Origin of the sequence: Streptomyces sp. M-16, assembly GCF_052114405.1 — a bacterium.
Classification (GTDB): Bacteria; Actinomycetota; Actinomycetes; order Streptomycetales; family Streptomycetaceae; genus Streptomyces.
Map to the genome: position 1 here is coordinate 46,932 of NZ_JBFRER010000034.1, position 14,567 is coordinate 61,498.

The following is a 14,567-nucleotide window of genomic DNA, read 5'->3' on the forward strand; positions in this document are numbered from 1 at the left end:
CGGTCGTTCTCCGGGCATGACCGCTATGACCCCTGGTTCCAACCTGCCGCTCAACACCGTCAGCGTGACGGTGGACGTGGCCGCCCCGGTGCGGCTCGACGTGTCGGGCCTCCTCCTCGCGGCGGACGGCAAGGTGCGTTCCGACGCCGATTTCATCTTCTACAACCAGCCGTCCGGGCCCGGTGTCAGCTACCGGTCCGGCGGCGGGGCGGCGCCGGACTCCATCACCGTGGACACCGGCGCGCTGCCCTCCGGCATCGAACGCATCGTGGTCACGGCCAGCCCCGATGCCGCCGGGCAGACCTTCCAGGGCATCGAGCCCACCGCCACCGTGCGGGACTCGGCGTCCGGCGCGGTGATCGCCACCTTCACCCCGCCGCGGCTGGGCCCGGAGACCGCCCTCGTGGTCGTCGAGGTCTACCAGCGCGGCGGCGTGTGGAAGGTCCGCGCGGTCGGCCAGGGGTACGCCAACGGCCTCGCCGGCATCGCGACCGACTTCGGGGTCTCCGTGGACGAGGAACCGGCCGCCCCCGCGGCCGCGGCTCCCGTCGCCCCGCCGATGCCCCCGGCCCCTCCCGCCCCCGCGGTCTCGCACCCGGTCTCCCCCTGGCTCGGCGGTCCGGCCGCCGACCGGTCCGCGACACCCGCCGCGCCGCCGGCCGCGACACCCGCCGCTCCGCCGACCGCGCCCGCCACCGCCCCGACCGGCGCCGGGAAGATCAACCTCGACAAGGGCCGGGTCAGCCTCCAGAAGAACCAGACGGTCTCCCTGGTCAAGGGCGGCCGCCCGCTGCTCTCCCAGGTCAAGATGGGCCTCGGCTGGGAGCCCGCGTTCCGCGGCGCCGACATCGACCTCGACGCCTCCGTCATCGCCTACGGCCCGCAGCGCAACCACATCGACAGCTGCTACTTCGGCAAGCTGTCCATCCTGGGCGGCGCGATCAAGCACTCGGGCGACAACCTCACCGGCGAGGGCGCCGGGGACGACGAGGTGATCGTCGTGGACCTCGGCCGGCTGCCCGCCGAGGCCACCGGCCTGGTCTTCACGGTGAACTCCTTCTCCGGCCAGAAGTTCACCGAGGTCGCCAAGGCCTACTGCCGGCTCATCGACGCGGCGAGCGGCGAGGAGCTGGTGCGCTTCGACCTCACGAGCGCCGAGCCGCAGACCGGGGTCATGATGGCCAAGTTGATCAAGCAGTTCTCCGGGGAATGGGAGATGACGGCCATCGGCGACTTTGTGAAGTCCCGCACAGTGCGCGGCATGGTCAAGCCCGCCTCGCAGGCACTCTGAGCAGGTGGGCGGGCACATGACGCGACCGGTCACTCGGGGAAGCGCCGCCGGGTGATGGATGCCACGCGTAATCCGGAGGTGGCTGTCAGTGCCCGCCCGTAGCCTTGAACCCATGCAGAACACACTCCGGCCCGCTGGCCCCGCGCGCCCGTCCGCCGCCGAGGCGAACGAGGCGATACGGCTGCTTGTCGAGACCCGGGTGGACGGGGAGTGGCCCTCGGACGCGTACGAGTTCCTGCTGGAGGAGTGGGCCGCGGCCTCCCGTGCGGAGGTCTGCGCGGACCGGTGAGGCCCCGCCCGGACGGGCGGAGTCCCACGGCGTCCGCGGTCCAGCCGTACGGCGTCGGCGGCCGCGCCCTGCCTCAGCGGTCGCGCCGCCAGGGGCCGGTGACGGCCAGCATGATGCCGGGCTCCTGGATGTTGGCGTACAGGGTGCGGCCGTCCGGGGAGAAGCAGACCCCGGTGAACTCCGAGTACTCGGGCGCCTCTGCGGTGCCGATGTTCAGCTCGTTGCGCGCCAGCGGGTAGACCCGGCCCGACTCGGTCGCCCCGAGCAGGTGCTGCAGACCGTTGCCGTCCTCGGCGATGACCAGCCCGCCGTACGGCGACACGGTGATGTTGTCGGGGCCGTCGTAGCCGCCCTCCGCCCCCGGGTCGGTGTTCACCCCGATCAGGACGACGAGGCGGATGGTGCGCCGCTTCGGGTCGTAGAACCACACCTGGCCGTCGTGCGCGGCGCCCGGGCTCTCCTCCCGCGCGTAGGAGGACACGAAGTACGCGCCCCCGTCGGCCCACCACATCCCCTCCAGCTTGCGCGCCCGGGTCACGGCGCCCGCGGCGAACTGCTTGCGCACCGAGACGGTCCGCGCGTCGCGGTCGGCGACCGCCACCCAGTCGACCCCGTACACGGTGCCGGTCTTCGTGGCGCGCGAGAGGTCGTCCACGAACCGGCCGGAGGAGTCGAAGCACTTGGCGGCCGCGAGCACCCCGGCGTCGGCCGCGAGCGTACGGAGCCTGCCGCGCCCGTGCCGGAAGCCCTGCGGCGGGGTCCAGCGGTAGAGCAGCCCGTTGGGGCCGGAGGCGTCCTCGGTCAGGTAGGCGTGGCCCTGGCGCGGGTCGATGACCACGGCCTCGTGGGCGTACCGTCCGAAGGCCTTGACCGGCTTGGGGTCGCGGTTGGCCCGGCGGTCGTCGGGGTCGACCTCGAAGACGTAGCCGTGGTCCTTGGTCATGCCGTTCTTGCCGGCCAGGTCCTCGGTCTCCTCGCAGGTCAGCCAGGTGTCCCAGGGGGTGGCCCCGCCGGCGCAGTTGGTCGACGTACCGGCGATGCCCACCCATTCGGCGACCTCGCCGCCGCGCCGGACCTCGACGACGGTGCAGCCGCCGGCCGCGGCCGGATCGTAGACCAGGCCGTCGGTGAGCGGGACGGGGTGCGCCCAGTTCGCGCGCGGCCCCTTCAGCTCGTGGTTGTTGACCAGGAGGGTGACCCCGCGGTGTCCCTCGAACGCGGCCGTCCCGTCGTGGTTGGACGGGGTGCTCTCGCCGGAGTCGAGGGTGGTGACACCGCTGTGGGTGATCACGCGGTAGGTGAACCCGGCCGGGAGCGCGAGGAGTCCGGCGGGGTCCGGCAGGAGCGGGCCGTAGCCGGGGCCGTGGGGGCGGCCGTGCTCGTCGTGCCCGTTCGCGCCGGGGCCGTCGTCGGCGGCCAGTGCCCCGGGGGCGGTGGCCAGGGCGCCGACCGTTCCGGTGAGGGCGACACCCGCTCCGGCGATGACGGTACGGGCGGTGAAGTCTCTGCGGCTGAGGGGCATCGGGTCTCCAGGGGTGGGGAGGTGGTGCGCCTGACGTACGGTCGTCGGCGCACACGCTCCCGCCCGTACGTGAACGGCGGCTGAACTACCCCGAAAGCGGAGCCGACCCCTTGCCGGTGGCCGGAATGGCGTACTCCGGCCACTCGAACGGCTGGTTGCGCGCCGGCGGGGCCCGGACCCCGGAGACCGGCCGGGACCCCGGACCGGCCGGAGCCCCCGGGCGCCCGACGATGCCCGCCGCCGGTCAGCGCCCGCGTCCCGGCCCTGACCCGGCCGGACCGGTCAGGGCCGGCGGGAGCGGTCAGGGCCGGCGGGAGCGGGCCTTGAACGCGGCCTTGCGCGCCTCCTTCGAGGACTTCTTGTCGGGGTGGAGCCGCCCCATGGCCTCCAGCACGTACGCCGTCGCGGGGTGCTCGACCCGCCACGCCTGCTCGAAGAACTCGCTGTGGTGCTCGGTCAGCGTCCGCATCAGCAGCAGCAGCTCCTCGGTCTCCCCGTCCGCGGCGAGCTGCGCGGCGATGGTGTCGACCGTCAGCCACAGCACCATCTCCGGGTCCGGTGCCGGTACGTCCGCCACCCCGTGCTCGGCGAGCCAGACCCGGGCGAGCCCGCCGAGCTCGGGGTCGTCCAGCACGGCCCGGACGGCCGGCTCGGCCTCCCGCCCGGCCGGGGTCAGTGCCTGCTGGCAGCGCAGCCGGCGCAGCGGGGCGGCCTCGTCGGCGCCGCGGGCCGCGGCGAGCAGCTCGGCGACCGCGGCGGGCAGCTCACGCCCCGCCAGCCACTGCTCGATCTCGGCCTGCGCCGCTTCCTCGGAGTAGAAGGAGACCGCGTCGAGCAGGGCGTCGGCGCCCTTGTCGGCGAGTTCGCCGAGGGCGGGGGCCTCGACCCCGGCCTCCAGCATGCGGGCGCGGACGCCGTACAGGCCGAGCGGGGTCAGCCGGACCATCCCGTAGCGGGACACGTCCTCGTCGTCCTCGACGCCGGTGTCGGGGAGGTCGTCGGCCTCCGTCATCAGCTCCTCGTCGACGGGGCGGAACTCCACCAGTCCGATGGGCTCCAGCTGCCGGAACTGGTCGTCGAGGCGCATCATCGCGTCGGAGACCTGCTCCAGGACCGCATCGGTGGGGTCGCCCATGTCGTCGGGCACGATCATCGAGGCGGCGAGCACCGGAAGCGGCACCGGGCCGTCGCCCGCGCCGCCCTCGGTGACGGTGAGCAGGTAGAGGTTGGCGAGGACCCCGTCGAGGAAGTCGGCCTCGCGCTGGGGGTTCCAGTCGAGCCGGTCGAAGTCGATCTCGCCGCCCGCGTCCAGGGCGTCGACGAGGTCGTCGAGGTCGGGCACGGCGGCGTCGGCGAGGACGGCGTCCAGGGCCGCGAGCCACAGGTCGAGCACGTCGCCGGGCGCGCCGCCGGCGACCAGGGCGAGGTCCTCCCCGGGGGCGGCGGTGCCGTACTCGGGCTCGCCGCCGTCGCCGCCGCCCTCGACGTCCTCCTCCGGCTCCGTCACGTCGACCAGGCCGGTGTCCACGGCGACCCGCCAGGCCTGGGCCGCGTGGCCGGGGCTGTCCTCGTCGTCGGCGTCGAGGCCGAGCAGTGCCACGGCCTCGGCCAGCTGCCGGGGAACGAGTTCGCCGCCGACGTCGACACGGGTGTCGGGGCCGGCCCAGCGGGCGAGGCGTACGGCGCGGGCGAACAGCGGGGCGACGAGGGCGTCGCGGGCCAGCTCCGCATCGGAGTGCAGCCGTACCGGCGGCAGCGTGGGGTGCGGCTCTGCGGACATGCGGTGGTTCTCCTCGGGCGGGATGCGTAGAGCGGTTCGGACGGGACGCGCAGTACGGCGGGACGGTCGGGCGGTGATGCGGTCCGGCGGGGGACGCGGTGTGCGACGGGTGACGCGGTGCGGCGGGGCGGGGGTCGTGCGGACGATGCGGGAAGACGGCGCCGGGAGACGCTGCGGACGGGCCGTCATGCCTGGTACGGCGTACCAGGGTAGACGCAATTCGGGCAGCCCCGACGGGCCCTCTTCTTTGGTTCATCCCACAGCCAACTCTTGTCTTCCCTGGAGGCCTTGACAACTTCCCTGGTCACACAGGAAATTGACGCGCGTAGATGTACCGGGGCCCACGAGGTCCCCCTCCTCCACACATCCGGAGTTCCCGCCCATGCGCTCCTCGCATCCCCGTTCCGCCGCCGTCGCGGCCCTCGTCGCCACCGCGCTGGCCACCGGCCTGCTCGCGGGCACCGCCGGCGCGGCCGAAGGCGTCGTGTCCGCAGATCCGATACGCATCCACGACATCCAGGGCACCACCCGGACATCCCCGCTCAACGGCAAGCCGGTCGCCGGCGTCGAGGGCATCGTCACGGGCGTTCGCACCTTCGGCTCGCGCGGCTTCTGGATCCAGGACCCCGACGCCGACGACAACCCCGCCACCAGCGAGGGCATCTTCGTCTTCACCGGCTCCGCCCCGACCGTCGCCGTGGGCGACGCGGTCAAGGTCTCGGGCACGGTCGGCGAGTACGTACCCGGCGGCGTCAACTCCGGCAACCAGTCGGTCACCCAGATAGCCAAGCCCACCGTCGCGGTGGTCTCCTCCGGCAACGCGCTGCCCGAGGCCGTCTCCGTCAACGAGTACTCGGTACCGGCCGCCTACGCCCCGGCGGGCGACCCGGCCGCCGGCAACTCCATCAACGGCCTGACCCTGGAGCCCTCGCGCTACGCCCTGGACTACTACGAGTCCCTGGAGGGCATGAACGTCAAGATCGGCACCTCCCGCGTGGTCGGCGCCACCGACCCGTACAGCGAGATGTGGGTCACGGTGAAGGGCTGGGAGAACACCGCCAGGCGCGGCGGGACGCTCTACGGCTCGTACGAGTCCCAGAACACCGGCCGCCTCCAGGTCCAGCAGCTCACGCCGGTCGCGCAGCAGCCGTTCCCGGTGGCCAACGTCGGCGACAAGCTGACCGGGACCACCGAGGGCCCCCTCGACTTCAACCAGTTCGGCGGCTACACCCTGGTCGCCCGCACCCTGGGCACCGTCAAGGCGGGGACCCTCGCGCCCGAGAAGACCAAGCCGCAGGCGGCGAACGAGCTCGCGGTGGCCACGTACAACGTCGAGAACCTCGACCCGACCGACCCGCAGACGAAGTTCGACAACCTCGCCAAGGCGGTCGTGGAGAACCTCGCCTCGCCCGACATCCTGGCCCTGGAGGAGATCCAGGACGACAACGGCGCCAAGAACGACGGCACCGTGTCGGCCGAGCAGACGCTGACGAAGTTCACGGCGGCCATCGCCGCCGCGGGCGGCCCCGCCTACCAGTGGCGTTCGATCAGCCCGGAGAACGACAAGGACGGCGGCGAGCCCGGCGGCAACATCCGCCAGGTGTTCCTCTTCAACCCGGCGCGGGTCTCCTTCACCGAGCGCGCGCCCGGCGACGCCGTGACGGCGACCGGGGTCACGACGGAGAACGGCAAGGCCGCGCTGACCCACTCCCCCGGCCGGATCGACCCGGCGAACCCGGCGTGGACCGACAGCCGCAAGCCGCTGGCCGGCGAGTTCGTCTTCAAGGGCAAGACGGTCTTCGTCATCGCCAACCACTTCTCCTCCAAGGGCGGCGACGAGGGCCTGACCTCGGTCCACCAGCCCCCGGTGCGTTCCTCGGAGGCCAAGCGACTCCTCCAGGCGCAGGCCGTGAACGGGTTCGTGAAGCAGCTGCTGGCGGCCGACAAGCACGCCTCCGTCCTGGCCGTCGGCGACATCAACGACTTCGAGTTCTCCGGCACCGCGCAGGCGCTGGAGGACGGCGGGGCGCTGTTCTCGGCGATCAAGTCGCTGCCGAAGGCGGAACGTTACTCCTACGTCTACCAGGGCAACGCCCAGGTGCTGGACCAGATCCTGGTCAGCCCGGGGGTCAAGAACTACGCGTACGACAGCGTGCACATCAACGCCGAGTTCTCCGCCCAGAACAGCGACCACGACCCGCAGGTGCTGCGCTTCCGCCCGTAGCCCCTCCTCTGACCGCAGGGGGTCCGGCCGCCGTCCCGGCCGGGCCCCCTGCCATGCTCAAGGTCATGATCTTCCGCCTCGCCACCCGCCAGGACCTGCCCGCCGTACTCGCCCTGCTGGCCGGCGGGGCGGCGGGGCGGGGGACCGAACCACCGAGCCGGTCCCGGTGGAGGCCTGCGAGGCCCACGAGCGGGCCTTCGCCGCCATCGAGGCCGACCCCCGCAACGAGCTGCTGGTCCTCCAGGACGGGGACGCGCTGATCGGCTGCCTGCAGCTCACCTACATCCCGGGCCTGGGTCAGGGCGGGCGGGAGCGGGCGCTGGTCGAGGCGGTACGGATCCGCGCCGACCGGCGCGGTGGGGGACTCGGCGCCGAGCTGATGGGTCTGGCGGTGGAGCGGGCCCGCGGGCGGGGCTGCGGCCTGGTCCAGCTGACCAGCGACAAGCGGCGGACGGCCGCGCACCGGTTCTACGAGCGCCTCGGCTTCGCGCGCAGCCACGAGGGGTTCAAGCTCCGCCTGGAGCCGTAGCGGCGTACCGGAGGCACAGCCGCCGGGTACACCGTGGCCACCGGTCACTCCGTAGCCGCYGGTCACTCCGTGGCCACCGACCGGAGCCGCGACGGCCACCCGGCCCGCACGGGAGGGGACTTTCGCCCCTGGCGTGACGCTCGCCACACACCTCCCGATTTCGGCCGGTTGTGGTGTTGAGTGTCTGCACGCCCGATCGTCCGCCCCGGTTCCGTACCGGCTCGCACCGTACGCACTCATCGGAGGACCGCGTGCTCCCCTCCATCTCCCCCGCCCAGGAAATCGGCCTGGCCGTGCTGCTCGTGGCGGCGCTCGTCTGGGTCCTCGGCCTCGGCCACATGCTGTGGGACAGCCGCTCCCCCCACCCCGAGCCGGGCGCCCACGACGGCCTGCCCGCCATCCCGGCCCAGCGCACCGCCGGCGCGCACCCCATGGAATCGGTGGAGCTGACGGAGGCGGAGGAGCAGGCCTTCGCGGGCCTGATCCGCACGATCCCCCTGCACTGACGCGGCGCTCCGGGCCTCGCACGCTCCGTCAGCCCGGCGCCATGGCCTCCTGCACCGCCTCCACAAAGGCGTCGCGGCTGCGCCGGGCCGCGACACGGCACCGGTTCATCAGCTCCMTGTGCTCCTCGGCACGGTCCGGGTCACCCGAACACACGGCTTCGTGAAGCCGGCGGGCCGCGCTCCAGAATCCGTTCACGGTCTCGTAGAGCTCACGGACCGCCGCCCCCACGTCCGCGGGTCCTTCCAGGAACGCCACGTGCATCGCGCTCATCAGCACGGCCCGCTCCGTACGCGCCTCGTCCAGCAGGAGCGCGAACGCGTCGGGATCCCCCGCGACGGCGACCATGTCCCCCACCCTGCTGTGCAGGATGCCGGCGGCCTTCGCGAACTCCGCGTAGGCCGCCCGGCGCTGCCGGTACCTCTGCTCGGTCTGTGCGTGCCGGAGCTGCGCGAGTTGCGCCTCACGGCTCAAGAGCGCCTGCGTCTTGGCGGCTTGGGAGGTGAACCAACCCGTGGTCGCGCTGGCCACGACGGCCGCGCCGGCGGCTATGAGGGCCGTCCATAATGCATCCATGGGTCGAGGGTAGGGCCGGGCTCCACCGTCGACGCGGTCGCGCCGTGTCCGGCCCCTGAGCACTTCCCCGCGGAGCCTCCGACGGCGCGTGGAGGCGGGTGAACGGCTTCGCGCACGGGCCCGTGCGGCATCGACGGAGCCGGAACGCGGGCGCCCTCCCGAGCCCGCGCGGGGCCGTGGGAGGGCGCTCGTTGGTGATCAACGTTGACGACCGGTGGCGGCCAGCCGCTGGTCAGGGCGTTGGTCGGTTGCTCAGCCGCAGGTGAGGGCGGTCGGGCGTCAGTTGTGGCTGTGCAGAACCTCGTTCAGGCCGCCCCAGGCCGCCTTGTAGGGGCGGGCCTCGACGGCGCCGGTGACCGAGTTGCGGCGGAAGAGGATGTTGTCGGCGCCCGAGAGCTCCAGGGCCTTGACGATCTCGCCGTCCGGCAGGGTCACGCGGGTGCCCGCGGTCACGTAGAGGCCGGCCTCGACGACGCACTCGTCGCCCAGGGCGATGCCCACGCCCGCCTCGGCGCCGATCAGGGTGCGCTCGCCGATCGAGATGATCTGCTTGCCGCCGCCCGAGAGGGTGCCCATGGTGGACGCGCCGCCGCCGATGTCGGAGCCGTCGCCGACCACGACGCCCGCCGAGATCCGGCCCTCGACCATGGAGGTGCCGAGGGTGCCGGCGTTGAAGTTGACGAAGCCCTCGTGCATGACGGTGGTGCCCTCGGCGAGGTGCGCGCCGAGGCGGACGCGGTCGGCGTCGGCGATGCGCACGCCCTTGGGGGCGACGTAGTCGGTCATGCGGGGGAACTTGTCGATCGAGGTGACCTGGAGGTGCAGGCCCTCGGCGCGGGCGTTCAGGCGGACGGTCTCGACCTGGTCGACCGGGACCGGACCCAGCGAGGTCCAGGCGACGTTGGCCAGCAGGCCGAAGAGGCCGTCGAGGTTCTGGCCGTGCGGCTTGACCAGGCGGTGGCTGAGCAGGTGCAGGCGCAGGTACGCGTCGTGCGCGTCCAGCGGCTTGTCCTCCAGGGAGGCGATGGCGGTGCGGACGGCTACGACCTCGACGCCGCGGACCGCGTCCGAGCGGATGGCCTTGGCCGCGGCCGCGCCGAGGAGCTCCACGGCCTGCTCGGCGGTGAGGCGCGCGGTGCCTGCCGGGCCGGGCTCGGCGACCAGCTCGGGGGCGGGGAACCAGGTGTCGAGGACGGTGCCGTCGGCGGCGATGGTGGCAAGTCCGGCGGCGACGGCGCCGGTGGTACGCGTAGCAGTCATATCCGAAACCTAACCGGCGACGGCCTTCGGTCGCGAACCGGTCTCATGTGCCGGTCGTACGCGTCGCCGCGCCTCCCGCGCACCCGTGACCAGCACGATCCCCCCGGCAGCCGCGCCGAGCGCCGCGCACAGCGGCCACAGCAGGTCCGGCGCGGTGTCGTACACGGCTCCTCCGAGGGGCGCGGCGAGGACGAACCCGCTGATGGAGACACCCGCGTACAGGCTCTGGAACCGGCCGACGGCGTGCTCGGGCGACTCGTCGGCGACGTACGCCGTGGCGGTGGTCTTGTAGAGGATCTCCCCGAGGGTGAGCAGCAGCATCATCGCCACGGCCGTCGCGGTGCCGACCCCCGCCGTCAGCGTCGCGTAGCCGGCGCCCACCAGCACCAGCCCGCTGCCGATGACGCGCAGCGGGGAGCGCCGGCGCAGGGCGAGGGCGGCGGGGATCTCCAGGAGCAGGATGACGCCGCAGTTGACCCCGATGAGCCATCCGTACGCGCGGGTGCCCAGACCGTGGTCGGCGAGGTAGACGGGGAAGGTCGTCAGGTGCTGCCGGTAGACGACGTCGATGACGGCGATCGCACCGAGCAGGACCAGTACGGCGGGCCGCACACGCAGCTCGCGCCACAGCCCCCCGCGGCCCAGACCCCCGTCCGGGGCCGCGGGAGGGGCGGTGGCGGCCCGGGCCGGGACGACCCGGGCGGTCCAGAGGGCGAAGAGGAGGGTGCCGAGGCCGTCCGCGACGAAGAGCCAGTCGTAGGAGAGACCGGTCGCGATGAGGGATCCGAGGGGGCCGCCCACCGCGAAGCCGCCGTTGGACAGGCAGCGGGTGACGGCGAAGGCCTGGCGGCGGGAGCCTTCCGGCACGGTGACGGCGACCAGCGCGGAGTTGGCGGCGCGGATCACCCCGGAGGCGTACTGGGCGAGCGGCAGCAGGAGTGCCAGCAGAAGGGTGGGGACCGCCGGCAGGGCGACGAGGGCCGATCCGCCGAGGGCCGAGGCGGCGAGCAGCACCCGGCGGTGGCCGAAGCGGTCGCCGTACCAGCCGCCGGTGAAGTTGCCCGCGACCAGGCCGATGCCGCCGATGCCGACGACCAGGCCCGCCCCGGTGGCATCGAGGCCGCGCGGGCCGGTCAGGTAGAGGAAGACGAAGACGACGGTGAAACTGGCGACGGCGTTGACGAAGATCCCCGCAGCCAGCAGCCACACGACCTTCGGTACGTCCTTGAGCCCCTGCAGCACACCCGTGTCCCCCCACGTCCATCGAGTAAGTTCCCTTTAGGAACGGACTATGTCAGCATGACAGCCTGGGGTCAACGGACAAAGGAGTGCCATGGCCCAGCGCACACACCTCGGTGACGCGGACTGTTCCATCGCCCAGGCCCTCGACGTCGTGGGCGACTGGTGGACGCTGCTGATCGTGCGCGACACCGCGCGCGGTCTGCACCGCTTCGACGAGCTCCAGGGCGAGCTGGGCATGTCCCGCAAGGTGCTCGCCGAGCGGCTGAAGCTGCTCGTCGAGGCCGGGGTGCTGACGCGCACGCCGTACCAGGAACGCCCGGTGCGGCACGAATACCGGCTGACCCCGCGCGGACGGGGCCTGCTCCCGGTCCTGGTCGCCCTCCAGGACTGGGGCGACGCCTGGATCCTGGGAGAGGGAGAGATGACGGCGACGACCGAGGAGTCCTCGAAGGAGGCCGCACGGGTGCACGCGCTGCGCGGCACCCGACTGCCGGAGCTGCTGCTGCCGGACCGTTTCGGCGAGTCCCGCGACCCGGTGGCGGACACGCCGTTCACCGTCCTGTACTGCTTCCCCGGCGCGTACGCCCGGAGCGAGTCCTACCCGCCCGGCTGGGCCGGGATCCCCGGCGCGAAGGGGTGCACGCTGGAGTCGTGCACCTTCCGCGACCAGCTCGCGGAGTTCACCGCCGCCGGCGCCACCGTCCACGGGGTCTCGACCCAGCGCCCGGACGAGCAGCGGGAGTTCGCGGAGCACGAGCGGCTGCGCTTCCCGCTCCTCTCGGACGCGGAACTGGACCTGGTGACGGCCCTGCGGCTGCCGACCTTCCGCGCGGGCGGGGTGAGCCGGCTGAAGCGGCTGACGCTGGTCGTGGACCGGGAGCGCACGGTGCGCGAGGTGTTCTACCCGATCCGGGACATCGAGGAGAGCGTCGCCGCGGCCCTGGAGGCGGTCCGCTCCGCACCCTGAACGGCAGCGGCCTGCGGCACGGCTCATCGCGCCGCCCATGACGACGGCTCACATCCCGCAGGCCGAAGCGCCGTCCGCCCTCGCGCGGCGGACGGCGAACGAGGCGCGCCGGGCCGTGGCGCCCCGGGCCACGGCGCCCCGCCGGTGGACCGCGCCGCTCACGGCCGGCGCGGCAGGCCCAGGACCCGGGCGAGGATCTCGCGGGCGTACGCCTCCTCGTACGGGGAGTCCGTCAGCAGGACCTGGAGGCAGATGCCGTCCATCACGGCCACCAGCGCCCGCGCCGTCACCGGATCGGTGTGTTCCGCGAGCGCGTCGGCCACCGACTCCAGCCACTCGGCCGCGACCGGCCGCAGCGCGGGCCGGCGCAGGGCGGCCAGGTAGAGCTCGTACTCCAGCTCCGCCCGCCCCCGGTCCGCCGCCAGGACCTCCCCCAGCAGCCGGGCCAGGGCGTCCGCCAGGTCCTCGCCCCCGCGCGGCGCGAACGCGGGCTCGTAGGCCTCGTTGGCCTGCCGGAGGGCCGCCACCAGCAGATCGTCCAGGCTCTTGAAGTGGTAGGTCGTCGAGCCCAGCGGCACGTCCGCCTCGGCCGCGGCGCTGCGGTGGCTCAACCCCGCGATCCCCTTGGCCCCCACCACCCGGATCGCGGCGTCGATGATCCGCTGCCGCCGCTCCGGGTCGTACCGGCGCGCTCCCGCGGCCATCAGTGGGCCGCTCCGCCGAGGTTCAGCAGGACCACCCCGGCGATGATCAGGGCGATCCCGGCGAGTTTCGCCGCGGTGGCGGCCTCCCCCATGAACACCATGCCGATGGCGGCGATGGCGGCGGTGCCGACTCCGGCCCAGATCGCGTACGCCGTGCCGACCGACATCGATCTGAGCGTCTGCGCGAGCAGGCTGAAGGCCACCACGTAGCCCAGCAGTGTCCCCAGCGAGGGCCAGAGCCTGGTGAACCCCTCGCTGTACTTCATCGCGGTGGTCCCGGCGACCTCGGCGGCTATGGCCGCCGCAAGCAGTACGTACGGCATGCGTACAACAGTACACATCGATGCGTACATGTGTACACACGCAGACCCCGGGACACCCGCGCGGTTCGGGGCTACGGTGTCCCCCTCAGGGGGACAGGGGGCCCGCGCATGGAGCGGCAATGGACCCACCGGGGCGGCGGCTGGCTGCCCCTACAACGACCCCGGCCGGGCGTGGTACCGCTGCGCCCGCTCGGACCCGGCGACATCCTCGGGGGCGCCGTCGCCGCCCTCTCGCGCTACGGCGGCCGGCTGTGCGCGGCACTGTTCCTCGGGCAGCTCGCGGCGGCCCTGCTGGTCACCGCGGCGGCCGGAGCGGCCACGGTGGTCTCGCTCAGCCCCCGTTCCGGCAGCCGGGTCTTCGTCTGGGTGCTGTTCCCGGCGGCGGCCCTGTTCCTGGTCTTCACCTGCGCGCTGGCCACCGCCCTGATCGCGGTCCTGCTGCGCCCGGCGGTGCTCGGCCGCGCCGTCACCGCGCCCGGGCTGCTGCGGGCCGCGCTGGCGCGGATCCCGAGGGTCCTCGGCGCCCAGCTGCTGGCGCTGGCGGCAGCGGCGGGCCCGGCCGCGGCCGCCCTCGCTGCGGGGCTGCCGCCGACGGTGCTGCTGCCCCTGGCTCCGGTCGCCCTGTGGCTGGGCGTGCTGTTCTCGCTGGCGCCCACCGCCGCCGGGTACGAGGGGCTCGACCCGGTGGGGGCCCTGCGGCGTTCGGCCCGGCTGGTGCGGGGTGCCTGGTGGCGGACCTTCGCCTGGACGGCCCCGGCCGTGGCCCTCACCGTCACGGCCGGGTACGCCCTGCCCGCGTGGCTGGGGCTGCCGGGCGTCCTGGCGGCCCTGGTCCTGCTGCCGGTCTTCCCGCAGCTCCCGGCGGGGCTCCTCTACGTCGACCGGCGGATCCGCCGGGAACACCTGGCGGAAGCCCTCACCTCCGAAGCCGCGCCGTAGCGCCCCCCTGCCCGCAGCCCGCACGGGCGGCTGAGCCGAAGGGGCATCGGCGCCCCGGAGGCGAACCAGCCCTAGGACAGCGTGAACCAGGCGGCCCGTGCCTTCTTCCACTCCGGGTGCGTCAGGTCCTTGGCTTCGGTGCCGTCGCCGTAGAGGTCGGCCGATCCGCTGTCGGTGATCAGCTGCACCCGGGCCCCGGGGACCGTCAGGTCGGGCACGTTCACGATGGCCTCCCAGCCGCCGGGGTCGCCGGTCGGCAGGTCGGCGCGCTTGCGCGGGGCGTGGCCGGGGATCCCGTCCCACTGGTAGAGGGCGTAGGGGTCGGAGTTGTCGTCGGCGGCCCAGGAACCGGCCAGGATCAGGTACTGGCCGGCGGCGTTCTTGCGGATGTCACGGACCGCGAGGCCGCCGAGGTCC

14 protein-coding genes and 1 pseudogene are annotated in these 14,567 nt (G+C 73.6%); 7 read left to right on the top strand and 8 right to left on the bottom strand.

Annotated elements, in window-relative coordinates; translation table 11 throughout:
* The first annotated feature begins 25 nt into the window (after positions 1-25).
* Complete coding sequence (locus tag AB4039_RS18240; protein WP_266841545.1) at positions 26-1,291, top strand: TerD family protein; 1,266 nt, start codon at positions 26-28, stop codon at positions 1,289-1,291.
* 112 nt (positions 1,292-1,403) lie between these two features.
* On the top strand, positions 1,404-1,580 hold the full coding sequence (locus AB4039_RS18245; protein ID WP_266838383.1) for a hypothetical protein: 177 nt from the start codon (positions 1,404-1,406) through the stop codon (positions 1,578-1,580).
* Positions 1,581-1,653: 73 nt separating this feature from the next.
* Here the strand turns inward: AB4039_RS18245 and AB4039_RS18250 are convergent, their stop codons facing one another.
* Both AB4039_RS18250 and AB4039_RS18255 read right to left on the bottom strand, forming a co-directional pair.
* Positions 1,654-3,102 carry an alkaline phosphatase PhoX gene (locus AB4039_RS18250; RefSeq protein WP_266838384.1) on the bottom strand — a complete coding sequence of 483 codons (1,449 nt, stop codon included), beginning with the start codon at positions 3,100-3,102 and terminating at the stop codon, positions 1,654-1,656.
* 301 nt (positions 3,103-3,403) lie between these two features.
* Positions 3,404-4,882 carry a hypothetical protein gene (locus AB4039_RS18255; protein WP_266838385.1) on the bottom strand — a complete coding sequence of 493 codons (1,479 nt, stop codon included), beginning with the start codon at positions 4,880-4,882 and terminating at the stop codon, positions 3,404-3,406.
* A gap of 382 nt (positions 4,883-5,264) precedes the next feature.
* Between AB4039_RS18255 and AB4039_RS18260 the strand changes: the two genes are divergently transcribed.
* The 3 genes from AB4039_RS18260 (at position 5,265) to AB4039_RS18270 (ending at position 8,141) form a co-directional block, all read left to right on the top strand.
* Complete coding sequence (locus tag AB4039_RS18260; protein ID WP_266838386.1) at positions 5,265-7,106, top strand: endonuclease/exonuclease/phosphatase family protein; 1,842 nt, start codon at positions 5,265-5,267, stop codon at positions 7,104-7,106.
* Between the two features lie 166 nt (positions 7,107-7,272).
* Positions 7,273-7,635, top strand: coding sequence for a GNAT family N-acetyltransferase (locus AB4039_RS18265; protein WP_442271204.1), 363 nt, complete (start codon positions 7,273-7,275; stop codon positions 7,633-7,635).
* Between the two features lie 251 nt (positions 7,636-7,886).
* Positions 7,887-8,141, top strand: a complete 255-nt coding sequence (locus AB4039_RS18270; protein WP_266838388.1) for a hypothetical protein — start codon at positions 7,887-7,889, stop codon at positions 8,139-8,141.
* A gap of 28 nt (positions 8,142-8,169) precedes the next feature.
* On the opposite strand, the gene AB4039_RS18275 is transcribed toward AB4039_RS18270, so the two are convergent.
* The 3 genes from AB4039_RS18275 to AB4039_RS18285 form a co-directional block, all read right to left on the bottom strand.
* Positions 8,170-8,715, bottom strand: coding sequence for a hypothetical protein (locus AB4039_RS18275; protein ID WP_442271205.1), 546 nt, complete (start codon positions 8,713-8,715; stop codon positions 8,170-8,172).
* Positions 8,716-8,994: 279 nt separating this feature from the next.
* Positions 8,995-9,975 (bottom strand): 2,3,4,5-tetrahydropyridine-2,6-dicarboxylate N-succinyltransferase, encoded by a 981-nt coding sequence (gene dapD, locus AB4039_RS18280; protein ID WP_266838390.1) that lies wholly within the window; start codon positions 9,973-9,975, stop codon positions 8,995-8,997.
* Positions 9,976-9,984: 9 nt separating this feature from the next.
* Positions 9,985-11,214, bottom strand: coding sequence for an MFS transporter (locus AB4039_RS18285; RefSeq protein ID WP_442271209.1), 1,230 nt, complete (start codon positions 11,212-11,214; stop codon positions 9,985-9,987).
* A gap of 94 nt (positions 11,215-11,308) precedes the next feature.
* Here AB4039_RS18285 and AB4039_RS18290 point away from each other — a divergent pair, with 94 nt between their 5' ends.
* Positions 11,309-12,184: a winged helix-turn-helix transcriptional regulator gene (locus AB4039_RS18290; RefSeq protein WP_442271206.1), complete on the top strand. Its 876-nt coding sequence runs from the start codon at positions 11,309-11,311 to the stop codon at positions 12,182-12,184.
* Positions 12,185-12,342: 158 nt separating this feature from the next.
* Here the strand turns inward: AB4039_RS18290 and AB4039_RS18295 are convergent, their stop codons facing one another.
* A complete protein-coding gene (locus AB4039_RS18295; protein WP_266838392.1) occupies positions 12,343-12,888 on the bottom strand; it encodes a TetR family transcriptional regulator in 546 nt (181 codons plus the stop codon).
* On the bottom strand, positions 12,888-13,211 hold the full coding sequence (locus AB4039_RS18300) for a DMT family transporter (RefSeq protein ID WP_266838393.1): 324 nt from the start codon (positions 13,209-13,211) through the stop codon (positions 12,888-12,890). The genes AB4039_RS18295 and AB4039_RS18300 overlap by 1 nt, the downstream gene beginning before the upstream one ends.
* A 108-nt stretch (positions 13,212-13,319) precedes the next feature.
* Between AB4039_RS18300 and AB4039_RS18305 the strand changes: the two genes are divergently transcribed.
* The gene (locus AB4039_RS18305) at positions 13,320-14,150 is read left to right on the top strand and encodes a hypothetical protein (RefSeq protein ID WP_442271207.1); all 831 of its coding nucleotides are present in this window, start codon (positions 13,320-13,322) and stop codon (positions 14,148-14,150) included.
* 71 nt (positions 14,151-14,221) lie between these two features.
* Here AB4039_RS18305 and AB4039_RS18310 read toward each other — a convergent pair.
* Positions 14,222-14,567 (bottom strand): annotated as a pseudogene (locus tag AB4039_RS18310) (hypothetical protein); the annotation flags it as partial.